The 21,425-nt window shown below is 71.4% G+C and carries 21 protein-coding genes; 20 read left to right on the top strand and 1 reads right to left on the bottom strand.

The features are described 5' to 3' along the window. Positions 1 to 29: 29 nt before the first annotated feature. The 4 genes from B1759_RS16900 to B1759_RS16885 all read left to right on the top strand — a co-directional run bounded on the left by B1759_RS16900 (position 30) and on the right by B1759_RS16885 (position 4,037). On the top strand, positions 30 to 566 hold the full coding sequence (locus B1759_RS16900; protein ID WP_095516259.1) for a TlpA disulfide reductase family protein: 537 nt from the start codon (positions 30 to 32) through the stop codon (positions 564 to 566). After that, complete coding sequence (locus tag B1759_RS16895) at positions 566 to 1,156, top strand: redoxin family protein (protein WP_095516258.1); 591 nt, start codon at positions 566 to 568, stop codon at positions 1,154 to 1,156. The genes B1759_RS16900 and B1759_RS16895 overlap by 1 nt, the downstream gene beginning before the upstream one ends. A 2-nt stretch (positions 1,157 to 1,158) precedes the next feature. Beyond that, positions 1,159 to 2,313: an HRDC domain-containing protein gene (locus tag B1759_RS16890; protein ID WP_095516257.1), complete on the top strand. Its 1,155-nt coding sequence runs from the start codon at positions 1,159 to 1,161 to the stop codon at positions 2,311 to 2,313. 128 nt (positions 2,314 to 2,441) lie between these two features. Continuing rightward, entirely contained in the window at positions 2,442 to 4,037 is a 1,596-nt protein-coding gene (locus tag B1759_RS16885; protein ID WP_095516256.1) for a GMC family oxidoreductase, read from the top strand. Between the two features lie 23 nt (positions 4,038 to 4,060). Here the strand turns inward: B1759_RS16885 and B1759_RS16880 are convergent, their stop codons facing one another. Further along, a complete protein-coding gene (locus B1759_RS16880; protein WP_095516255.1) occupies positions 4,061 to 4,333 on the bottom strand; it encodes a NifU N-terminal domain-containing protein in 273 nt (90 codons plus the stop codon). A gap of 149 nt (positions 4,334 to 4,482) precedes the next feature. Here B1759_RS16880 and B1759_RS16875 point away from each other — a divergent pair, with 149 nt between their 5' ends. From B1759_RS16875 to B1759_RS16800, 16 genes are all read left to right on the top strand, one after another. After that, positions 4,483 to 4,998, top strand: coding sequence for a phage holin family protein (locus tag B1759_RS16875; RefSeq protein ID WP_158225325.1), 516 nt, complete (start codon positions 4,483 to 4,485; stop codon positions 4,996 to 4,998). Positions 4,999 to 5,002: 4 nt separating this feature from the next. Then, positions 5,003 to 5,611, top strand: a complete 609-nt coding sequence (locus B1759_RS16870) for a hypothetical protein (RefSeq protein ID WP_095516253.1) — start codon at positions 5,003 to 5,005, stop codon at positions 5,609 to 5,611. A gap of 79 nt (positions 5,612 to 5,690) precedes the next feature. Further along, positions 5,691 to 6,332: an adenylate kinase gene (locus B1759_RS16865; protein WP_095516252.1), complete on the top strand. Its 642-nt coding sequence runs from the start codon at positions 5,691 to 5,693 to the stop codon at positions 6,330 to 6,332. Further along, positions 6,329 to 7,309, top strand: a complete 981-nt coding sequence (locus tag B1759_RS16860; protein ID WP_095516251.1) for a polyprenyl synthetase family protein — start codon at positions 6,329 to 6,331, stop codon at positions 7,307 to 7,309. Before B1759_RS16865 ends, B1759_RS16860 begins: the two co-directional genes overlap by 4 nt. 10 nt (positions 7,310 to 7,319) lie before the next feature. Next, a complete protein-coding gene (locus B1759_RS16855; RefSeq protein WP_095516250.1) occupies positions 7,320 to 7,589 on the top strand; it encodes an HPr family phosphocarrier protein in 270 nt (89 codons plus the stop codon). 74 nt (positions 7,590 to 7,663) lie between these two features. After that, entirely contained in the window at positions 7,664 to 9,523 is a 1,860-nt protein-coding gene (gene ptsP, locus B1759_RS16850) for a phosphoenolpyruvate--protein phosphotransferase (protein WP_095516249.1), read from the top strand. A 49-nt stretch (positions 9,524 to 9,572) separates the two neighbouring features. Further along, on the top strand, positions 9,573 to 10,622 hold the full coding sequence (locus B1759_RS16845; RefSeq protein ID WP_158225324.1) for a bifunctional phosphoglucose/phosphomannose isomerase: 1,050 nt from the start codon (positions 9,573 to 9,575) through the stop codon (positions 10,620 to 10,622). Positions 10,623 to 10,902: 280 nt separating this feature from the next. Further along, positions 10,903 to 13,884 carry a BamA/TamA family outer membrane protein gene (locus B1759_RS16840; protein ID WP_095516247.1) on the top strand — a complete coding sequence of 994 codons (2,982 nt, stop codon included), beginning with the start codon at positions 10,903 to 10,905 and terminating at the stop codon, positions 13,882 to 13,884. Next, positions 13,884 to 14,972 carry a PQQ-binding-like beta-propeller repeat protein gene (locus tag B1759_RS16835; RefSeq protein ID WP_095516246.1) on the top strand — a complete coding sequence of 363 codons (1,089 nt, stop codon included), beginning with the start codon at positions 13,884 to 13,886 and terminating at the stop codon, positions 14,970 to 14,972. The genes B1759_RS16840 and B1759_RS16835 overlap by 1 nt, the downstream gene beginning before the upstream one ends. Continuing rightward, positions 14,969 to 15,733 carry a hypothetical protein gene (locus B1759_RS16830; protein ID WP_095516245.1) on the top strand — a complete coding sequence of 255 codons (765 nt, stop codon included), beginning with the start codon at positions 14,969 to 14,971 and terminating at the stop codon, positions 15,731 to 15,733. Before B1759_RS16835 ends, B1759_RS16830 begins: the two co-directional genes overlap by 4 nt. A gap of 179 nt (positions 15,734 to 15,912) precedes the next feature. Then, entirely contained in the window at positions 15,913 to 16,359 is a 447-nt protein-coding gene (locus B1759_RS16825) for a GatB/YqeY domain-containing protein (protein WP_095516244.1), read from the top strand. Continuing rightward, on the top strand, positions 16,356 to 16,937 hold the full coding sequence (locus B1759_RS16820; protein ID WP_095516243.1) for a CvpA family protein: 582 nt from the start codon (positions 16,356 to 16,358) through the stop codon (positions 16,935 to 16,937). Before B1759_RS16825 ends, B1759_RS16820 begins: the two co-directional genes overlap by 4 nt. 68 nt (positions 16,938 to 17,005) lie before the next feature. Beyond that, positions 17,006 to 17,869, top strand: a complete 864-nt coding sequence (locus B1759_RS16815) for an MBL fold metallo-hydrolase (protein WP_095516242.1) — start codon at positions 17,006 to 17,008, stop codon at positions 17,867 to 17,869. Positions 17,870 to 17,911: 42 nt separating this feature from the next. Further along, complete coding sequence (locus tag B1759_RS16810) at positions 17,912 to 19,486, top strand: hypothetical protein (RefSeq protein WP_095516241.1); 1,575 nt, start codon at positions 17,912 to 17,914, stop codon at positions 19,484 to 19,486. A 128-nt stretch (positions 19,487 to 19,614) separates the two neighbouring features. Beyond that, positions 19,615 to 20,145: a histidine kinase dimerization/phospho-acceptor domain-containing protein gene (locus tag B1759_RS16805; protein WP_198948976.1), complete on the top strand. Its 531-nt coding sequence runs from the start codon at positions 19,615 to 19,617 to the stop codon at positions 20,143 to 20,145. Between the two features lie 215 nt (positions 20,146 to 20,360). Beyond that, positions 20,361 to 21,365, top strand: coding sequence for a tetratricopeptide repeat protein (locus tag B1759_RS16800; RefSeq protein ID WP_143537454.1), 1,005 nt, complete (start codon positions 20,361 to 20,363; stop codon positions 21,363 to 21,365). The last annotated feature ends 60 nt before the right edge of the window (positions 21,366 to 21,425 follow it).

The following is a 21,425-nucleotide window of genomic DNA, read 5'->3' as shown; positions in this document are numbered from 1 at the left end:
CGTTGTGCCCGTCCGCCTGCCTGTCCTCCATGCGTCTCCTGCTCTTCCTCCCGCTTCTCGCCGCCGTCGGCTGCGCGTCCGATCCTGTTCCCGAATCGTCCCCTTCAGACGCCGCGACGGCGGACGGTCCCGGGGCCGACCTGCCCATCGTCGAGGTCGTGAGCGCTGAAGCGCTCATCGACGACGTGGTGACGATGGAGGCCGACGTGGTGGTGCTCAACTTCTGGGCGACGTGGTGCGGCCCGTGCCGGACCGAGTTCCCCGAGTTCGTGCGCTTCGACGAGGAGATGGCCGACCAGAACGTGCATGTCCGGTTCGTGGCCATCCAGGAGGCGAGCGCGTACCCGGCCATTCGCGCGTTCCTGGCCGAGCACGAGGTCACCGACCCGTCCTACCTCTACACCGGCCCCGGCGACCTCACGTCACAGCTCAACCCCATGGTGGGCGGCGCGCTCCCCATCACCATGATTCTCGACGGGGACGGCATCGTGCAGGACACGCACGTCGGGGAGATGAGCTACGACGAACTGGCCGCCTCCGTCGACGCCGCCCGCTCCTCCTCCTGATGCTCCGACTCCTCCTCGTCCTCCTCCTGGCTTCGGGCGCGTCCGCTCAGGGCATCACCTACGGCGACGCGCTCCCCATGGCCGACGCCGCGCTGGCCTCCGCCGACGGCTCCCAGACGACCCTGTCCGCCTCGGCGGGCGCGGCGGGCCTCGTGGTCGTGTTCTGGAGCAACGCCTGCCCGTGGACCGACCGCTACGCGCCCCGCCTCGCCGATCTGGCGGAGCGCTACACGCCCGCGGGCATCGGGTTCGTGCTGGTGAATGCGAACGACCCGGCACAGTCGGACCGTGAGTCGGCGACGGCGTCGCGCGAGTACGCCACCGGTGCGGGGCTGGTGATGCCGTACCTCGCCGACCCCAGCGGCGCGCTGGCGAGCGCCTTCGGGGCGACCAGCGCGCCCCACGTGTTCTTTTTCGACGCCGGCCGCGTGCTGCGCTACGACGGGACGCTGGACGACAGCCCCGCCTCGGCGGACCGCGTCCGGGTGCCCTACCTCGCGCAGGCGATGGACCAGAGTGTCGCCGGGTTGCCCATCGAGGTCCAGCGCACCCAGGCCTTCGGGTGCGCCCTCAAGCAGACGACCGACTGAGCATGATCGACACGACCGACCGACTGGAAGCCCTCTGCGACCGAGCCCGGACGCTCCCCGCTGTCGCCCTCGACACCGAGTTCGTCTGGGAGCGGAGCTACTACCCCGGCCTCGGCCTCATCCAGGTCGGCCTCGGGGGGGACGACGTCCATCTGATCGATACGATCGCGTTGGAGGGGCAGATGGGCGCGCTCGGTGAGGTGCTCGCGGACCCCTCTGTGGTGAAGGTGCTCCACGACGCGACCCAGGATCTCCAGATCCTCGCGCGGGCGACGGGCACGCTGCCGGTGAACTCGTTCGACACGCAGCGCGCGGCCGGGCTCGTTGGGCAGACCGCGACGGCGTCGCTGCAGGATCTCGTCGAGTGGGCCGTCGGGATCCGCCTCGACAAGGGGGAGACACGGTCCAACTGGCTCAAGCGCCCGCTCACGGATTCGCAGGCGCGCTACGCCGAGGACGACGTGCGCTACCTCCTCGACGTGTACCAGAAGCTCCGCGACGAGGCCCAGGCGCGGGGGCGCGCCGAGTGGGTGGACGCCGAGATGGAGCGCTACAATGATCCCTCGCTGTTCGAGGAGTCCGACCCGAACGACGCCGTCGACCGCCTCAAGGTGCGCGGCATCGGGCGCATGTCGGGCCGCCAGCGCGCCGTGCTTCGGGCCGTCGCCGCGTGGCGCGAGGTGGAGGCGCGGGACCTGGACCGGACACGCCGCATGGTGCTGCCAGACGAGGCCCTGGCGGCCATCGCCGACCGGATGCCGGAGACTGCGGACGATTTGCGTCGACTCCGCCTCACCGACCGCCAGGTCGCCCGCTACGCCGACGGTCTCCTCGACGCCGTCCAGGCGGGCGCCGAGGCGGAGCCGGAGCGCGTCCAGCGCCGCGGTCGGCCGGGGCCGGAGGACGAGAAGCGCGCCGCGCGCCTGCTGGTCGCCCAGGGCTTCCTGGCCGGGCGGTGCGAGCGGGAGGACATCGACTCGGCGCTCGTCGCCACCAAGGCCCAACTCGCTGCCATCGTCGAGGCGGGGCCGGATGCGGTCGCGGACGCCTTCCCGGGCTGGCGGTACGACTTTGTCGGACGTGACCTGGAGGGGCTGTTGCGGGGCACCGTCGCGGTGCGGCTCGACGCCGGGGACGGGTGGCCGGTGGCGGGCTGACCCGTCTCGGGGCGCGGTCGCCGCGGACCCAGAGCGTGGGAGATCCCCCGGCACGAGCGCGCGGGCGGAGGCCGTTGTGAACGAGGTGCGGCGGCGGTACGTTGCCGCACTGCGTCAATCCATCTGACATGACCGACTACATCATCGTGGGAGGGGGCACGGCGGGGTGCGTCCTCGCCGCCCGGCTGAGCGAGGACCCCGATCACTCCGTCCTGCTCCTCGAAGCAGGCGACCGCGACCACCACCCGGAGATCCACATCCCGGCGACGTTCTCGCGGCTGTTCCAGACGGACGCCGACTGGAACTACCACACCGAGCCCCAGGCGGGCGCCGCGAACCGCGCCCTCTACTGGCCGCGCGGCAAGGTGCTCGGCGGGTCGTCGTCGATCAACGCGATGATCTACATCCGCGGTCACCATGCTGACTTCGACGGCTGGGCCGCTGATGGCTGCGACGGCTGGGGGTTCGCAGACGCGCTGCCATACTTCAAGCGGAGCGAGGACAACGTCCGCGGCGCCTCGGCCTATCACGGCGCGGGAGGTCCGCTCCGGATCGAGGACCCGAAGGACCCGAGCCCGGTCAGCCTCGCGTTCATCGAGGCGGCGGTCGCGGCCGGAATGCCGCGCACAGCCGACTTCAATGGCGAGCAGCAGGCTGGCGCCGGACTCTACCAGCTCACCCAGAAGGCCGGGCGCCGAGCGTCGGCGGCGACCGCGTTCCTCAAGCCCGCGCGTCGGCGGCAGAACCTGACCGTGCGGACGGGCGCGCTGGTGCGCCGGGTGGTGATCGAGCACGGCCGCGCCGTCGGCGTCGAGATCGTGCAGGATGGGCGCATCGAGACGGTCTACGCCGACCGCGAGGTGATCGTCTGCGGCGGCGCCGTCAACTCGCCCCAGATCCTGATGCTCTCCGGCATCGGCCCCGCCGACGACCTTCGGGCCCTCGGCCTCGACGTCGTGGTGGACCGGCCCGCGGTGGGCGACAACCTGCACGACCACCTGATCACCGGGCTGCACTTCGCGCTCCGCGAGCCCGTCTCGCTCGTCAACGCCGAGAGCATCAGCAGCGTCTTGCGCTACCTCGTTACCCGGCGGGGGATGCTGTCGTCCAACATCGCCGAGGCGGGCCTGTTCGTCGATTCCCACGGGGCGGGCGGCGTGCCCGATCTCCAGTTCCACGTCGCGCCGATCCTCTTCCAGGACCACGGCCTGACCCCGCCCACCGACCACGGCTTCTCCATCGGGCCGACGCTCGTGCGTCCGAAGAGCCGGGGTCGCCTGACCCTCCGCTCGGCCGACCCGACGGTGCACCCGGCCATCGACCCGGCGGCGCTCGCCGAGCAGGCCGATGTAGACGTGCTGGTCGCGGGCCTTCGGCTGGCCCGCGAGATCGCCGAGGCGGGGCCGCTCGACCGCTTCCGCGGGGAGATGCTGCTCCCCGGCCCGGCCTCGTTCGACACCGCCGACCTGGAGCGCCACGTCCGCGAGACCTCCGAGACCCTCTATCACCCCGTCGGGACCTGCCGGATGGGGGCGGACGCCGACGCGGTGGTGGACCCCGACCTGCGCGTGCGCGGCGTCGAGGGGCTCCGCGTGGTGGACGCCTCCGTGATGCCGACCATCACGAACGGCAACACCAACGCCCCAACGCTCATGATCGCCGAACGGGCGGCGGACCTGATCCGCCAGGACGTCTCGGTGGCCGACCGTCACGAGGTAGCCTGACCCGCCCCGGCGCCGAGGCAGGGCTACCCGGCCGTCAGATGCCGGCGAAGGACGTGCTCGACGCCCTCCGCCAGATCGTCCCAGTCGGCGGCGGGGTGCTTGGTGACCGTCACGAAGGCGGGCACGATCAGGAGCGACTCGACGCCGCGGATGGCGAACAGGTCGCGGGCGAGGTCGTCCCCGGCGGCCTCGCGGGCCGAGTGGTAGGCCAGCAGGCCGCGGTCGATCACCGTCGCACCGTCGACGTCGAATTTGAGGCTGTTGGGATTGGGCGTCGGGCGTGGGGAGATCGTCATGGACGGGTGGCAACCTGGGGGAGGGCTGGGGTGTACGCCCCGTCCTCTCCCGTGCTCCGCCTCTCCTGATGGCCCGTCCGCCTTCATCGGCCGTCCCCCCGTCCTCCACACGCCCGACCGGTCCCCGCGTTGGTGAGACCCTGCCGGCTGTGATTCAGCAGCCGTCACCGGTCCTGGATCCGCCGGCCCAGGTCGCGCCGGAGTCGCGGATGCTGCCGCCGCACCAGACCAAGCTGGACCGCGTGACTGGTCACCTCGCCGCGCTCTCGGCAGACCTTCGCGACTGGACCGAACTCCGCGTCGATCTCGTGAAGCGCCAGATCGAGGGCGTCCAGGCACAGATCGACCGGGTTCAGCACTTCGTCGACGCGGCGGGCTTCTTCGTCGCCGCGCTGGTGCTCGCCATCATCGCCCTGCTGTTCGTGTTCGTCACGATCGCGCTGGGCATCGGGGCGCTTCTCGGGAGCCCGGGATGGGGCTTCCTCGTCACGACCCTTCTCCTCCTCCTCGGGGCGGGGCTCTCGTCCGTGCTCGGGCTCCGTCGGGTCCGCGCGCGGCAGGCTGAGGCCCTCGAGGCCCGACGGCTCGCACGGGAGGAGAAGGACCGCAGTGTCGACTCCCTCCAGCGCGAGCAGGCGGCCGCCGTCCGCAACGCCGCCGTTTGACCGCATGACTACCCCTCCCCGCAAGCCCACGCTCCCGTCGTCGCTCCCGAGCGCGCTCCGTCCCGAGCGCGACCTCGGCGAGGTCGTCACCATCGAGCAGGTGCGCCAGCAGATCGACGCCCGCGAGCGCGACATCCAGTACCACATCGACGCGCTCAAGCACGAGGCGGCGACCCTGCTCGACGACGTCAATGTGGGCGGACGGCCGCTCATGGACCGCATCCGCCACCGCAAGCGCGACGCCGTGATCGCGGCGGCTGGCGTGGGCGCCGTCGTCGGCGCGCTGCTCGGCCTCCGCGCCCGCTCGAAGCGCCGCGTCGATCCCGAGGACACGGTCGACTTCATCCGGGCCCGCCTCGCTCTCGCGCTGGACGACGCCGCCGAGCGGGTCGCCGAGGGCAGCGACGTGGAAACGGCCATCCGGCGCGCGATGGGGAAGATGCCCGTCGCCTACGGCGAGGGGCCGGCGGAGAAGCCCAAGACCGCGAAGCAGGAGGCCTTCAGCGTCGCGCTCACCACGGCGGTCGGCTTCGGCGTCAAGATGCTGCTCGATCAGGCCGCCCAGCGGATCACGGGCGAGCCGACGATCGGGGAGGCGCTGGACGACGACTAGGCCGCCCGATCTCGTCGCGAGACGCCGGGCAGGGCATCGGTCCGCCCCCGTATCTTGCGCGTTCTCCCAACGTCTTTCGATGCGACTCGCACTCTTCGGCCCGCCGGGGGCTGGCAAGGGGACGCAGGCCAAGCGCCTCGCCCATGCCCACGGCCTCACCCATCTTTCGACCGGGGACCTGTTCCGCGCCGCCATCCGCCAGAAGACGCCCCTGGGCGTCCGCGTGACGGAGTTGCTGGCCGCCGGTGAACTCGTGCCCGACGACGTGACCTGCGGTATCGTCGCAGACACGCTCGCGGAGATCGGCACGCGCGACTTCGTCCTGGATGGGTTTCCGCGCACCGTCCCTCAGGCCGAGTGGCTGGTGAAGCACCTCGCCGAGGCCGAGGCGCCGCTCGACGCCATGATCAGTCTGGAGGTCCCGGACGACCAGATCGTGCACCGCCTCTCGCGCCGCCGCACCGACCCCGCCACGGGGGAGATCTACCACCTCGACTTCAACCCGCCGCCCGCCGACACGGACTTGGCGACGCTCGTCCACCGCTCGGACGACCAGCCGGAGGCGATCCAGCACCGGCTGGAGGTCTACCACGAGGAGACGGCGCCCGTCGAGGCGGCCCTCCGCGCGCACGTCCCGACCGTCGAGATTGACGGCACGGGGACGCTCGACGAGGTGCAGGCTCGCGTGGACGCCGCGCTCGCCGCAGTCGGGGAAGCGTGACGACGACGCTCTCGCCCACGGACCTCATCGAGGAGGTCAACGATGCCCTCGCGGGACTCGATCTGCCGAGCGAGCCCGAGGGGCTCTACGCGCCGGTCCGCTACGTGCTGGCGGGCGGCGGCAAGCGCATTCGGCCCGTGCTCGTGTTGCTCGCCGCCGAGGCCTTCGGCGGCGACGCGGCCCGCAGACGCGCGATGCCTGCCGCGCTGGGCGTGGAGGTGTTCCACAACTTCACCCTCGTCCACGACGACATCATGGACCACTCCGACACGCGTCGGGGGAGAGACACCGTTCATGTTCGCTGGGACGAGCCGACGGCGATCCTCGCCGGGGACCTGATGATGGGCCTCGCCGCCCGCCTCGTGGTCGGCACCGACGGAGCCGACGCCCGCCGACTGGCTGAGGCGCACTACCGGATGGTCGGGCTCCTGTGCGAGGGGCAGACGCTCGACATGGGCTTCGAGACGCGCGACGACGTGACGGTGGACGAGTACCTGGGCATGATCGACCGCAAGACGGGCGCGCTGCTGGAGCACGCCCTCGAACTGGGCGCCGTCATCGGCGGCGCCTCCGACGCCGAGGTGGACGCGCTGCGCCGCGCCGGACTCGCTCTCGGCCGCGCCTTCCAGATTCAGGATGACCTCCTGGATCTCACCGCCGATCCCGACACCTGGGGCAAGCCCATCGGCGGCGACCTCGTCGAGGGCAAGCGTACGTTCCTCCTCCTCACGGCCCGCGCCTGCGCGGAGTCGGCCGACGCAGACTGGCTCGCCGAGGTGTTCGAGGGCGGTCTCGACCCCGTCCGCGTCCCCGCCGTTCGCGACCGCCTCGACGCCCTCGGCGTGCTCGACGCCGCTGCCGAGGCCGTCGACCACTACACCGAGGTGGGGCGGGCCGGGCTGGACGTGCTGCCCGCCGGTCCCGCCTCCGACGCCCTCCGCACGCTGGCCCTCGGCCTCGCCTCCCGAACCCTCTAGCCCTCCTCCCATGCTTACTCGCGAGGTCACGGTCCGCAACAAAGCCGGCGTCCACACGCGCCCGGCGTCGATGATCGTCCGCGAGGCGTCCCGCTTCGAGGCAGAGTTCTTCATCCGCAAGGACGGCTACGAGATCAACGGCAAGAGCATCATCGGCGTGATGACGCTGGCCGCCGAGCAGGGCGCCACGCTCGATCTGCTGTTCGAGGGCGCCGACGAGGCCGAGGCTGCCGACGCGCTCGAGGCGCTCTTCGAGCGGGGCTTCGGCGAAGCGATGTAGCGGGGCGTGCCGGGCCTGTCCGCCCGCACGACACTCCCGACACCCGTCCCGTCCCAGGCCACCTCCCCAGTCGTTTGTCCCACGATCCTTCTGCCCCCGCCCCTGAGCCCCGTCCCGAACTCCGGGTCGAGGGCATCGGCGTGGCCCCCGGTGTCGCCATCGGGCCCGCGTACCTGTTCGCCGCGGGCGCCTACCAGGCCACACCCGACCACCTCGACCCGGCGGACGTCGAGGCGGAGCTAGAGCGGTTCGAGCGCGCCATCCAGCGGAGCGAGCGCGAACTGCGCAAGATCACGGTCGTCGCGCGCGAGAAGCTGGGCGAGGGCTCGGCGGGCATCTTCGACGCACAGGGGCTGATCCTGCGGGATCGCCAGTTCTACGACGCGGTCGTCGAGCACGTCCGCGACAACGCGGCCGGGGCGGGGTGGGCGGTGCAGTCGGTGCTGGACGAGCATCGGCGGCGGCTGGAGTCGAGCCCGAACGCGTCGCTCCGCGAGCGCGCGGCCGACTTCCAGGACGTGCAGAACCGCGTCCTCCGCAACCTCCAGCAGGGGCGGGCGGTGTCGAAGATCGACCCGCACCGCGTTGTGGTCGCGCAGAACCTGACCGCGGCCGACGTGCTGCTGTTCAGCCGCCGCGGCGTCCTGGGCGTCGTGCTCGACTTCGGCGGCCCGACGAGCCACGTCTCCATTATGGCCCGCGCGCTCGGCGTGCCCGCGGTCGTGAGCCTGCATGGCCTCGCCGAGCACGTCGGCCCGGACGACGTGGTGATCGTGGACGGCTTCTCGGGGACGGTGATCGTCAACCCGGAGCCGGAGACGCTGGTGGCGGCGGAACTGAAGGCGGCCCAGTTCGCGCGCATCACGGCCGACCGCGAGGCGCTCCTCGCGATGCCGTCCGAGACCAAGGACGGGCATCCGGTCGCGCTCCAGGCCAACGTCGAGTTCCGGGAGGAATTCCCGCTCCTGCACGAGTACGGTGCCGCGGGCGTCGGCCTGTTCCGGACCGAGATGCTGTTCCTGACCCAGGGGCGGGCCCTTGATGAGGAGCAGCAGTACGAAGTCTACCGCGACGCCATCGTGGCGTCGGCGCCGCACGCGGTCACGTTCCGGCTGCTCGACCTCGGCGGCGACAAGGTCCTGCCGATGTCGCACCGCGAGGCGAACCCGTTCCTGGGCTGGCGCGGCATCCGCATCCTGCTCGACAAGCCCGACCTGCTCCGCCCCCAACTCCGCGCCGTCCTCCGTGCCGCCGCGGCCTCCGCCGACGACGCGCCGCCGCGCATCCTCCTGCCGATGGTCTCCGGCATCGAGGAGGTCCGCGAGTTCCGGCGCGCGTACCGGGCCGTCTGCGACGACCTGCGCGCCGAGGGCATCGAGCATCGCCCGGACGTGCCGCTGGGCATCATGGTCGAGGTCCCGTCGGTCGCCATCCAGGCCGAGCTGTACACCAAGACCGTCGACTTCTTCTCGATCGGCACCAACGACCTGACCCAGTTCACGCTGGCCGTCGACCGCGGCAACGACCTCGTGGCGGACCTCTACCACGAGCTGCACCCGGCCGTCCTCGGGCTGATCGCGCACACGGCCAAGACCGCCAACGAGGCGGGCATTCCGGTGTCGGTCTGCGGCGAGGTGGCCGCCGATCCGCGCGTGACGCCGCTGCTGGTGGGGCTGGGCGTCCGCACGCTCAGCGCGTCGCCGGCGTACCTGACGCTCGTCAAGCGCGTCATCCGGGCGTTTACGCTGGAGGAGGCCGAGGACCTCGCCCGTCGTGCCCTCCGCCAGCCCGACGCGACCTCGGTGGGTCGCCTCCTGGACTACTTCCTCGCCTGCCACAACCGCGACCTCGCCGATCTTCTCGGCCTCGACCAGGCCGATGGCGGACTCTCCGACCGCATCTCCGCCCGCCTCGAACCGGCCTCCGGCGGCTGATGTGCCATCGGCACGCCGCTCATCCCGCTCGCTCCACGTTCCCTTTTCGATGTCCGACACGATCTACGACCCCTCCCTCGACCCCGGCGACATGCGCGCCGCCGTCCGCGCCTTCCCCGACCATCTCGCCGTCGGCTGGGAGCGCGGGGCGGCCGTAGACGGCTTCGACCTGGACGCCTCGGCGTTCGACGGCATCGTGCTGTGCGGCATGGGCGGCTCGGCGATCGGGGGTGACCTCGTGCGCGGCATCGTGGAGCCGACGTCGCCGCTGCCGTTCCTCGTCAACCGCGGCTACGCGCTGCCGGGCTGGGTGGGGGAGAAGACCCTGGTGGTCGCGTCCAGCTACTCGGGCGGCACCGAAGAGACGCTCGCGGCCTTCGCCGACGCCAAGGCGCGCGGGGCGCGGCGCCTCGCCATCACGTCGGGCGGCACCCTCGCGGGCATCGCCGAGGCGGACGGCCTCGACGTGGTGACCATCCCTGGCGGCCTCCAGCCTCGCGCGGCGCTGGGCTACTCCCTCGGCGTCGTGCTGCGGCTGGCCCGGAAGCTGGGACTGGCGGAGCTGTCGGACGCCGAGTTCGCCACGGCCCTCGCGTCGGCCCGCGACCGCGCTGAGGCGAACGACGTGGACGATGCCGACACGCCGGCGCGCGCCCTCGCCGCCCAGTTCGACGGGATGCTGCCGGTGATCTACACGGGCGTCGGCCTGCTGGAGTCGGTCGGGATGCGGTGGCGGACGCAGATCCACGAGAACGCGAAGCACCCGGCCGTGGGCAACGTGCTGCCGGAGATGGACCACAACGAGATCATGGGCTTCGAGGCGGCGCCCGCGGCGCTCGCGTCCGTGATGCATGTCGTGGCGCTCCGCGACGCCGACGACCACGGGCAGGTTGCCAAGCGCTTCGACGCCACGCGCGACCTCGTGGCGCCGGGCATCGGCGGGTGGACGGAGCTGCGGTCGGAGGGCACCTCGCGCCTCGACCGGGCGCTGTCGCTCGTCCAACTGGGTGATGCGGCGAGCTTCTGGCTGGCGATGGTGAAGGGCGTGGATCCGACGCCGGTGGAGACGATTCAGTCGCTCAAGAAGACGCTCGCGTGACGGGGCACGCTGATTGTGCCGTCCGAAAGCGACGCGTCGGCGAGAGGCCGCTGTCTGACGGGGCCCGCCTCGGGGCAGGGATCGGTGGCCTGAGACTCACACCACACGGGACCTCCAGCCTCACCACGGGGCAGCGGTCGCGATCCCGTGCGGTGTGGGCGTACACCCGCACGTTGTCGCGCTGACGCTGAGGCGAGCTGAGGGAGCCCGCCGGTTTCTGCCCTTGCGCGCGTCGTGGATCGTGCCTAGCGTCCCCAAGCCGCGCTGCGGCCCCGACACCATGACGCGACCCGACACGGACGGCCTCCAACTCCTCCTCACCGTGCTGGCCCTGCTGGGGCTGGCCGCCTCGGCGAGCGCGCAGGGGTTCGGGCGCAACAAGATTCAGTACGACGGCTTCGAGTGGCATATCCTCGAAACGGAGCACTTCGACGTCTACTACTACCCCGAGGCCGAGGACCTCGCGGCCATCGGCGCCGAGACGGCCGAGGACTGGTACGACACGCTGGAGACGCGCTTCGACCTGTCGCTGACGCACCGCGTCCCGATCATCTTCTACGCGTCCAACCTGCACTTCAAGCAGACCAACGTGACGCCGGGCTTCATCCCGGACGGCGTCGGCGGCTTCTTCGAGTTCCTCAAGGGCCGCGTCGTGATCCCGGCCGACGGCGACCTGCACCGGTTCCAGCGCGTTATCCGGCACGAACTGGTCCACGTGTTCACGTTTAACAAGCTGTCGCGCGTGCTCCGCGACCACCGGCGCCCGACCGACTTCGTGCTGCCGCTCTGGTTCACGGAGGGCCTCGCCGAGTACTGGAGCGGCGACCCGGACTTCCAGCACGAGATGATCCTGCGCGACGCCGTCGCCTCGAACTTCTTCGTGCCGCTCCACGACATGGACCGCATCGCGGGCTCCTACGTGATGTACAAGGAGGGCGAGGCCTTCTGCCGGTTCGTCGCCGAGACGTACGGCGAGGAGCGCCTGCTGGACCTGATCGAGGAGGCGTGGCAGGACGCCAACTTCGGGGACGTGATGGAGGTCGTCCTCGGGGAGGAAGGGGAGGTCATCTCAGACCGCTGGGAGGCGTGGATCCGCGCGCAGTACACGCCCAAGCTCGTCGGCGCCGACATCGCCGCGCTGACTACGAGTCCCATCGCGGCGCGCGGCTTCAACGCCAAGCCGGTCGTCTGGACCCGGCCGGACGGCGGGCGCGAGGTGCTGTTCTACTCGAACCGCGGCAGTTACTCCTCGGTCCTGGCGCAAGACGTCGACGACGACCTCAAGCCCGTCGGCGAGCCGCGGACGGTGCTCCGGGCAGGCCGCTCGCTCGACTTCGAGGCGTTCCACCTCTTCGAGAGCCGGATGGACGTCAGCGACGACGGCGTGCTGGCGGTCGTCAGCAAGCGGGGCGCGACCGACGTGATCCACCTTGTGGACCTGACCACCGGCGACCGCCTGGCGATGCTCGGCTTCGACGAACTGGTCGCCCTCTACTCGCCGACGGTGTCGGCGGGGGGGAGGCAGGTCGTCTTCTCCGGCATCGACCGCGGCGGGCAGGCGGATCTCTACCTCTACGACCGCGACGCGGGCGCTCTGCGCCAGCTCACCAACGACGCCTACAACGACAGCGCCCCCGACCTCAGCCCGGACGGCCGGACGCTCGTGTTCGCCTCCGACCGGACGCCCTGGGGACATGAGGGCGCGTCGAACCTGTTCACGCTCGACCTGGAGACCGGCGCCATCCGCCACGTCACCGCCGGGCCGCAGGTCGACCTCTCGCCGCGCTGGTCGCCCGACGGCACGCGCCTCGCCTTTGCCAGCTCGCGCCGCGAGGCCGACGGGAAGTTCAGCGCGCAGGACCTCTGGCTGGCCGAGTTCGGCACGCCCTCGCTCCTCGCAGACGCCTCCATCCCCCCTGGCGATGCCGTGCGCGAGGAGAGTCCCGTGACCCTGCGTCAGCTCACGCGGTTCGCCAGCGCGGCCTTCGACCCGGTCTGGGCAGGCGAGGACGACCTCGTGTTCGCGGCCTTCGAGGACTTCCGGTTCACCGTCCGCGCCCTCGACGTGGACTCGCTCTCCGCCAACCCCGAGCAGATCACCGAGGCGGGCGAGGTGCCGACGACAGAGCCGTGGGCCTTCGCGCGCTATGACGTCGAGGGAAGCCCCGGCGAGCCGTACCGCGCCCGCTACCAGCTCGACCTCGCGCAGGGTGCGGTCGTCTCCACGACGACGGCCAGCGCGCAGGCGGGCGGCGCCACCGTGGCGTTCTCCGACATGCTGGGCAACGACAAGATCTTCGTCACCGCCTACTCGGCCAACTCGATCGACGGCGGGCGGAGCTTCCTCGACGGTCTCAACGTGTCCGTCACCCGGCTCCACCTCGGGCGCCGCGCCAACGTGGGCTACGGGGCCTTTCGGCTGGCTGGCCCGCGCTTCGACCGCCGCGACCCGGCGCAGGCGTCGCGCATTCCGTCCTACGAGCAGCGCGTCGGCGTGCTGGGGCTGGTCAGCTACCCGCTCTCCTACTTCCGCCGGATCGACGTCGAGACCTCATTCGCGGTCGGGCAGAAGACGGGCCTGCTGCGCTCGGCCGACCGGACGACGGCCTTCGACACCCTGCGGACGGCGTCGCTCACGAACGTCGTCACGCTCGTCGAGGACCACGCGCTCTACGGCCCCTGGGGCCCGGTGGAGGGCTTCCGCGGCAACCTGAGCATCGGCTACACGACCGACGTGTGGCAGTCGAACGAGAACTACTACTCGGTCCGGGCGGACGTGCGGAACTACCTCCGGCTGTCCGACGAGGTCACGTTCGCGTCGTGGGGGCTGGTGCAGGCCAACGTCGGCCGGCGGGCGCGACTGAACCTCCTCGGCGGCTCCTGGTCGCTGCGCGGCTTCCCGTTCCTCCGCGTGCGCGGCTCGAAGATGTGGTTCGCCTCCAACGAGCTGCGCTTCCCGCTGCTGCGTCGCCCGCCGCTCTACCCCATCATCGCGGGCCTCCGCGGGACCCTCTTCGCCGACGCCGCCCACAACTGGACGGACGGCTACAACGACGTCTTCCTCGACCCCGACTACTCGCTCATCGGCCCGGACGAGCAACTCCTCGTCGGCACCACGAAGGGCTCGCTGGGCGTCGGCCTGCGGACGAGCCTCCTCGGCGCCATCGTGTTGCGCTACGACATCGGCTACCGCTTCACGGACGGCCTCCAGTGGTCCGAGCGGAGCCCCTTCAGCCAGTTCTTCTTCGGGTACGACTTCTGATGCGAGCGCTCTTCCTCCTGCTCGGCGTGTGGTTCACGGGCTGCTCCACGATCAACCTCGGCGCGGCGCTGGGGGACGCGTCCGCCGAGCCGCCCGGTCTGCCGCTCGATCTGCTCTGGGAGCGCGACGCCGACGGCGCGTTCGGCCCGTCCGCCGCGCACGTCACGGACCGCTTCGTGGTGGTCGGCACCCGGAAGGGCGACGTGGTGGTCATCGACCGGGACACGGGACGGATTGAGGGCGCGGGCGAGTTCGGCGACAGCGTCGAGGGCCAGTTGGCGGTCTCGCCCAACGGCGAGGTGCTCTACGTGCCGACCGTTGGCGGAGGCGGCGGGGTGGAGGCCTACGACGTGCGCCGCGGGCGGCGCATCTGGCGGTGGCGGGAAGGGCAGGTGCAGGCGGGCGTCGTCCGGGTCGGCGCCACCCTCGTGGTGCCCCTGCTGGACGGGCGCCTCGCCGGGCTCGACGTCGCGACGGGCGACGTCCGCTGGGAGCGCGCGTCGCCGACAGGCGTCCAGTTCCATGCCGCCCCGCTCGCCGTCGGCACCGACGTGATCGTGGCCGATGACGCGGGGACGGTCGTTCGCCTGCGTGCGCTCGACGGGGCCGAGCAGTGGCGTGCCGAGGTGGGGGCTCCGGTCTACGCCCCCCCGACGGCCGACGTGGGCGCCGTCTACATCTCCACGACGCGCGGCGACCTCGCTCGCCTCGACGCGGGTACCGGGGACGTGGCGTGGCAGGTGCAGGACGAAGAACCCCTCCGGGTGAGCAGCGCGGCGATCGGGGCGACCGGGCTCGCGGTGGGCTACAGCGACGGCACGGTTCGCGGCATCGACCCCACGACGGGCGTCGAGCGCTGGCGGATGCAGGGCGACGGCAACGTGACGGCGCAGCCCGTCTGGATCGGCGACCGCGTGGCCGTGGGGACGCTCGACCGACAGCTCCTCATCGTGGACGGCCGGACCGGCCGCGAGGAGTGGTCGACCGAGCTGCGCGGCCGCGTCAAGAGCGCGCTCACCGTCGGTAGCGGGCTGCTCGTCGTCCTCGTCGAGCCCCGCCACGTGATCGCCTTCCACACCGCCCGATGAGCAGACTCGCGCTCCTGCTCGCTCTCCTCCTCGCCGTGCCCGCTGCGGCGCAGACGGCCCACGTCCGCGTCGAGGCCGAGGCGGGCGAGGTGTGGGTGGACGGCGACCGCGTGGGCAGGGCGGGGGAGTGGGTCGAGGCCGCGCCGGGCGTCCGGGACCTGACGCTGGTGGAGGACAGCCAGACGTGGGACCCGCGCCGCGCCCAGACGCAGGTGACGCTGGCGACCGGCGACTCCCTGGTGGTGCGAATCGCCCTGCCGGTCCGCCTTCGGGTCGAGACGCTCCCGATCCGCGCGACGATCGTTCGTCAGGGGCCAGAGGGCCTCGACACGCTCGGCCTCGCGCCGCTCACCCTCGACGCGGACGCCGGCGAGTCCGTGGTGCTCGTCGCATCCCTCGATGGGTACGAGTCGGTCCGCCAGTCGGTCGAGGCGGGACAGGCGCGGGTGACGCTCGTGCTGCCGCTGCTGGAGGACGCCGTGCCGGAGGTGGCGCTGCTGCCCACCGAGCGCTCCACGCTCGGCCGGACGTTGATCGACATGGGCATCGCCGCGGCCACGCTGACCGCAGGGGCCGTCGCGGTGCGCTACAAGTTCCGTGCGGACGAGTTGGACGACCGGTACCGCACGGAGGGCTTCGCCGAGTTCGGCGACGAGTCGGTTCGTCAGGAGGTGCTGAGTCTCGACCGGACCTCGACGATCGCGCTGGGGGCGATGCAGGTGGGCATCGGTGCGCTGGCGCTGCGGTTCGTGCTCCGGTAGCACCGAGCGTCCTCCGCGCCGGGCGGGCGCGATACGCAGGAACCCGGGAACCGGGAACACGGCCCGGAGCGTGTCGGCCGTGCGTACCCTGGATCCTTCTCTCCTCCCCGTAAACGGCCGGGAACCGGAACCTGGAACCCGGGAACGGACTCCGGAACCCGGAACCCGCCTCTACCCCCATGCTGAAAGACACCCTCACCGCCGATCTCAAGGACGCCATGCGGGAGAAGGACAAGGTCCGCCTCTCCGCCATCCGGATGATCCGGACCGCCATCACGGAGAAGGAGAAGGCGGGAACCGGCGTCGCCACGGAAGACGACGTCCTCGCCATCATCGCCAAGCAGGCCAAGCAGCGGCGCGACTCGATCGCCCAGTTCGAGGTGGCGGGCCGGGACGATCTCGCGGCGCACGAGGCCGCCGAGCTGGCTGTCATCGAGGCCTATCTCCCTGCGCAGGCGACCGACGAGGAGATCCGCGCCGTCGTAGACGCCGTCGTGGCGCGCACCGGGGCGACTTCGATGAAGGACATGGGCAAAGTGATGGGACCGGCCATGGGCCAGCTCAAGGGCGTCGCCGAGGGCGGGCGCGTGCAGGCGGCCGTGAAGGCGGCCCTGGGCGCGGGATGAGCGGTCTCGATGTCGTGCTGGGGCTCGTCCTCGCCTTCGGCCTCTGGCGGGGGCTGCGGACGGGCGCGCTGATGCAGGCGGTCGGGACCGTCGGCTGGGTGCTCGGGTTCGTGGCCGCGACCGCGTTGATGGCGCCGGTGGGCGACGTCGTGGCTGCCAGCCTGGGCGTCAGCGCCCGGACGGCGCCGGTGCTCGGGTTCATCGTCGTGTTCGGGGCGGTGCTGGCCGCGCTCACGGTCGCAGCCCACGTCCTGCGGAAGACGTTGGAGGCGATCAAGCTCGGCGCGCTCGACACGGCAGCGGGCGGCGGCCTCGGCGCGCTCCGCGCTGCGTTCGGGCTGAGCGTGACCCTCCTGGCGTCGTCCTACGCCCCGATCCCTGGCGGCGGGCCGGTCCTGGTCGACCCCGCCGACCGCGACGCGTCGCTCCTCTACGGTCCGGTCGAGGCGCTCGCCCCTGAAGTCTGGTCTCTCGTCCGGACCGCGACGCCCGGCATGCAGGCCGCGCTGGTCGACAAGTTCAACACCTGGCGCGAGGGCGAGCCGGAGTCGGTGACCGGTGAGGAGCCGCTGGAGTGAGGAGGCCGAGGCCGTGAACAGTACGCATCGCTCCTTCGTCTGGACGTGAGACCCACACCTCTGACCCCATGACCCTCGGCGGCTACCAGATCGACCTCATCGAAGCCGGGCGGCTTCGCCTCGACGGCGGCGCCATGTTCGGCATCGTCCCGCGTCCGCTGTGGGCGCGTCGCATCCCGCCGGACGACCGAAACCGGATCCCGCTCGCCATGCGGTGCCTGCTGCTCCGCGGCCACGGGCGCACCATCCTGGTCGACACCGGCCTGGGGCACAAGGCCGATGCCAAGTTCGAGGACATCTACGGCGTCGACCATGCGCACTCGACGCTGGTGGGCTCCCTCGAGCGCCTCGGCGTCACTCCGGAGGAGGTCACCGATGTGCTCCTGACGCACCTCCACTTCGACCACGCGGGCGGGGCCACGCGCCGCACGCCCGGCGGCGGCCTGGTCCTCACCTTCCCCGAGGCGGCCTACTACGTGCAGGCCGACCACTGGGCCTGGGCCCACGAGAGCCAGCGCGAGGCCGCGTCGTTCCTGCCCGACAACCTTGATCCGCTGGAGGCCTCCGGGAGGCTCGTCCTGCTCGACTCGACCGCCTCACCCTTTGAGAACGTCGAGCTGCACATCGTCGACGGCCACACGCGCGCGCAGCAACTCCCTCGCATCCACGACGGCGACCGGTCGCTGTTCTACGCGGCCGACCTCGTGCCCACGGCGGCGCACGTCCCGCTGCTGTGGGGCATGGCCTATGACGTGGAGCCGCTGGAGACGATCAAGGAGAAGGACCGGCTGTTGACGCGGGCTGCGAGCGAGACGTGGCGGCTCGTGTTCGAGCACGACCCGACGATCGCGTCCGCACGCGTGGTCGAGACGGAGAAGGGGTTCCGCACCGACGACGAGCGCGAGGGCCTGCCGGACGCCCCCGGGGTTTAGTCGGCGCACGGGGGACCGATACCCCTGTCCCGACCTGTCGCCATGCGCGACGTCCCCGGCGCGCTCTCGGCGCACCCCGCCTCCATGCTTTCCCCGACGCCGGCCGTCCGCGCCGCCATCTTCGGGCTTCTCGTCGTGACGGTGATCGCCGTCGCCGGGGCCATGCTGCATCTGAGCAGCGTCGCCTCGCTCACGACCCGCGCGCTCGTCGATCAGCTCGGCGCGCGGGCGCACACGGTCAGCCGCGGCCTCGGCGGGGACGGCGTCCAGGCATCCCTGAACCGCTTTGCCGACCCGGACGCGGACGCGCTCATGGTGTACGGCCCCTCGGGCCGGCTCGTCGCCACCACCGACGCCGCGCTCGCCGAGGCGGCCGACTGGGGCGCGACCGTGGCGTCCCTCGAAGGCCTCGATCCGGTCGCCGACGTGGCCGGGGTCGCCTACGGCCTCGCGGCCGCCGACCTCGCCGGTGGCGGGCGTCTGGTGGCCGTCGCGCCCGTTCCCGACGCCCTGCCCGACGGGACGGTGCTCCAGTCCGTCCTCGCCACGGCGTCGCTGTGGGGCTTCCTCGTGGGCGTGTTCGTCGTGATGACCTGGTACACGGGGCCGCGCACCGCCCATCAGCTGGCGCTCCTCGGCGAGCGCGTGGCCCAGGGCGATGCCGATGGCGACGCGCTGTTGCGGCACGCGGGGGTCTGGTTGGGCCCGCTGGCGGAAGCCTTCCGTCCGGTCACGACACGGTTCCAGCAACTCGGCCGTGAGGCGCGCGACACCAAGGAGCACATCGCCGCGCTCTACCAGATCAACCCGCACTACGTCCTCCTGTGCACGCTCGATGGCGAGATCGTCGACGCCAACCCTGCCTTCTACGCTGCCACCGGGCTCCCCATCGCCGCCGTCCGCGGCGGGCGCGCCGAGGCCCTGAACGAGACGTTCCCGGTCCTCCCCCTGATGGAACTCGCGCAGCGCTCGCTCAAGGAGGGGAGCGCGATCACGGGCATCGAGTACGCCCTCATCAGCCGCGACGACGAAACGCGTCCCGTCGAGGTCTCGCTCCGGGGGTTCGAGCTCAATGGCCGTTCGATGGTCCTGTTTCAGGCCACCGACCAGGCGCACGAGAAGCAGCTCGAACGCCGCGTCTCGGCCTTCACCGACACGCTCGACCTGATGGTCGACCAGCGCGTCCACCAACTCTCGGCGGGCCAACAGACCCTGAAGCGAATCCTGGACGCCTCGGGCGTCGTGATCGCGTCGTTCGATGCAGGCGGCGCGACCAGTCGCTGGAGCGGCGCCGCGGAAGGGCTCACCGGACGCGCCATCGCCAGCGTCTCCCACTTCGCCGCAGCCACGGACGTGCTCGGCCTCAGCCCGACTGAGCGGACCGCGTTCACGCAGTGGTTCTGGAGCCCCTCTCAGTCTCCCTTCTTCGGTCGGCACGGCGTCGTCGGCCGTGACGGACAGACCCGCACGCGGCAGTTCATCTGGCAGCGCGTCGACGCCGACATGGGGGGGCGGTCGGACTTGCGAACGCTCATCGGGGTCGAGATCCCGGCCTACGTGGACCTGCCAGGGGCCAGCGGGGACAGCCTGCCACGGGGGGCCCGCCTCGGCGTATAGTCGGGGAGAGCGGAGCACACCGGAGGGTGTCGAAACCGCGCCTTGTCACGTGTTTGTGGCGTCTGTGGGGCGGACGGGGGACCCGGCCGATGCATCCGGCGTAGGGCCTGAGAATCGCACCCTCGACCGTGTCCATCGTTCTGCTCGTCCACCCGAACGCCGAGGCCTGGCTTTCGTCCCGCCCCGACATCGCGGCCACCGTGACCCCTGCAGCGACGGCGCGGGACGCCCGCGCCTACCTCGCCGGGACCGCCTTCGACGCGGTCTACCTCGGGCCGGACGTGGAAGGGGGGGAGGCGATCATGGCCCTGCGCGATGTGCTCGGACTGTCCACCCCGATCCACGCTCTCCCCGCGCTCGACGACCTGCCGGACCGGTTGAGTGGGGCCACCGGGGCGACGCCTCCTGGGGATTCGCAAGCAGCGCTGGACGAGGTGGCTGGGGAACTGAGCCGGGTCGCGCATGCGCTGAACAACCCGCTGGCGGTAATCTCGGGGAACGCCCAACTGGGACTCGAGATGGCCCGCGCGACGGCGGCGGACGAGATGGTGGTCGAGGCGCTCCAGTCCATCGCCGAGGCGGCCACCCGGCTTGAGGGCCTGTTCTCCGACGTGGCCGCCCTCCGGGCCCGCATAGACCGAGCGCGCGACAGCGCCTAAGGGACGGTCTCCTTCGAGAAGAACGCGAAGGTCGGAGGGAGCATGACCGCCGTGGGGCGATCCTGTTGCGAGATAAGCGGCTCGCGCGGCGCCAAACTGACCACGAGGGGGCGTCGAAGGAAAGCAGATGTGCCCGAAGACAGGCTTAAGGCGACTGCCGTCGGGACGATATCTGTTGGGTCACGGCGCCATCGCCTTCCTCAAGCCTTTCCACCATGCCGTCTGCCCCGATGATCCCGGCCCACGAGCGCGAGCACGCCGACCGCGTGACCGATGCGCTCAGCAGCCAGCCCTCGGCTGTCCAGGAGCGATGGACGCGCGCCCTCGACCACCTCGAGAATGCCCGCGTGTACGACGCCTACCTGGAGTTCAACGAGCTCCTGAAGATGCGGCTCGGGCCTACGCTGCAGACCCACGTCCAACTCCAGGCCGTGCGCTGCCTCCGGGACGCGCCGGTCGAGCGGTCGAAGACCGAACTAGCCCTGATCGACCCGCAAGACGCCTACCAGACGATCGTGCTGGACTATCGCCTCGGGTGGCTCATGCGCCACCGGCTGATGAGCGTCGCTGCCGCCCTGCAGTACTTCGACCGCGTCCGCGAGGAAGCGCGCCGCCTCGGGAGCCGGACCTGGGAGATCGCCGCGTTGCTCGAAAAGGCGACCGCGCTCATGGCGCAGGGGTCGTACGAGCAGGGCATCGAGGTCTGCATGCGGGTCTACAATCTGAGCCGCCGCAATGGTCTCGTGGAGTACATCCCGAAGGCCCTCACCCTGAAAGGATTCGCGCTCGTCAAGGTGGGCAAGCACCACCAGGGTGAAGAGGCACTTCAGAAGGCGCACGAACTCGCCACTCGCAACGAACTCGTTGCCGAGCAGGGGCTTGCGCTCCATCAGCTCGCGCAGATTTACCACTACGACTTCAAGTTCTACGGCCTCGCGCTGGAGTACTACCAGCAGGCGCGCGCCACGCTCGATCAGGTCCCCGTCTGGCCCTCGCTCCTCGAACGCGTCGACGAGGATGCCGCCGCGGCACAGCGCGAGCTGGCCGAACTCGACATCGCCAAGATCCTCGGGCCCATCCCGATCAACCGCCTCCGGCAGGAATACCTGACGAGCCTCGTGAACGGCTTCGTCGGCATCCCCGGCATCGACAACCGGAGCCAGCTCGGCGAGCGCATCGGGCTGACGCGGCAGGCGATCCACCGCAACATCAACAGCTAGCGCCCCTCGGCTTTCCGGCGGCTGGACACCGCCCGTGCCCGCCTCGGCCGCTGTGCCGAG

It is taken from the genome of Rubrivirga sp. SAORIC476 (assembly GCF_002283555.1).
Taxonomy (GTDB): Bacteria; Bacteroidota; Rhodothermia; order Rhodothermales; family Rubricoccaceae; genus Rubrivirga.
Note: the sequence above shows the minus strand (reverse complement) of the source record. Positions and strands in the feature narration are given on the sequence as shown.

Coding starts and splice junctions, on each gene's coding strand:
- B1759_RS16900 (WP_095516259.1), top strand. CDS start 30: ATGCGTCTCCTGCTCTTCCTCCCGCTTCTCGCCGCCGTCGGCTGCGCG.
- B1759_RS16895 (WP_095516258.1), top strand. CDS start 566: ATGCTCCGACTCCTCCTCGTCCTCCTCCTGGCTTCGGGCGCGTCCGCT.
- B1759_RS16890 (WP_095516257.1), top strand. CDS start 1,159: ATGATCGACACGACCGACCGACTGGAAGCCCTCTGCGACCGAGCCCGG.
- B1759_RS16885 (WP_095516256.1), top strand. CDS start 2,442: ATGACCGACTACATCATCGTGGGAGGGGGCACGGCGGGGTGCGTCCTC.
- B1759_RS16880 (WP_095516255.1), bottom strand. CDS start 4,333: ATGACGATCTCCCCACGCCCGACGCCCAATCCCAACAGCCTCAAATTC.
- B1759_RS16870 (WP_095516253.1), top strand. CDS start 5,003: ATGACTACCCCTCCCCGCAAGCCCACGCTCCCGTCGTCGCTCCCGAGC.
- B1759_RS16865 (WP_095516252.1), top strand. CDS start 5,691: ATGCGACTCGCACTCTTCGGCCCGCCGGGGGCTGGCAAGGGGACGCAG.
- B1759_RS16855 (WP_095516250.1), top strand. CDS start 7,320: ATGCTTACTCGCGAGGTCACGGTCCGCAACAAAGCCGGCGTCCACACG.
- B1759_RS16845 (WP_158225324.1), top strand. CDS start 9,573: ATGTCCGACACGATCTACGACCCCTCCCTCGACCCCGGCGACATGCGC.
- B1759_RS16840 (WP_095516247.1), top strand. CDS start 10,903: ATGACGCGACCCGACACGGACGGCCTCCAACTCCTCCTCACCGTGCTG.
- B1759_RS16835 (WP_095516246.1), top strand. CDS start 13,884: ATGCGAGCGCTCTTCCTCCTGCTCGGCGTGTGGTTCACGGGCTGCTCC.
- B1759_RS16830 (WP_095516245.1), top strand. CDS start 14,969: ATGAGCAGACTCGCGCTCCTGCTCGCTCTCCTCCTCGCCGTGCCCGCT.
- B1759_RS16825 (WP_095516244.1), top strand. CDS start 15,913: ATGCTGAAAGACACCCTCACCGCCGATCTCAAGGACGCCATGCGGGAG.
- B1759_RS16820 (WP_095516243.1), top strand. CDS start 16,356: ATGAGCGGTCTCGATGTCGTGCTGGGGCTCGTCCTCGCCTTCGGCCTC.
- B1759_RS16815 (WP_095516242.1), top strand. CDS start 17,006: ATGACCCTCGGCGGCTACCAGATCGACCTCATCGAAGCCGGGCGGCTT.
- B1759_RS16810 (WP_095516241.1), top strand. CDS start 17,912: ATGCGCGACGTCCCCGGCGCGCTCTCGGCGCACCCCGCCTCCATGCTT.
- B1759_RS16800 (WP_143537454.1), top strand. CDS start 20,361: ATGCCGTCTGCCCCGATGATCCCGGCCCACGAGCGCGAGCACGCCGAC.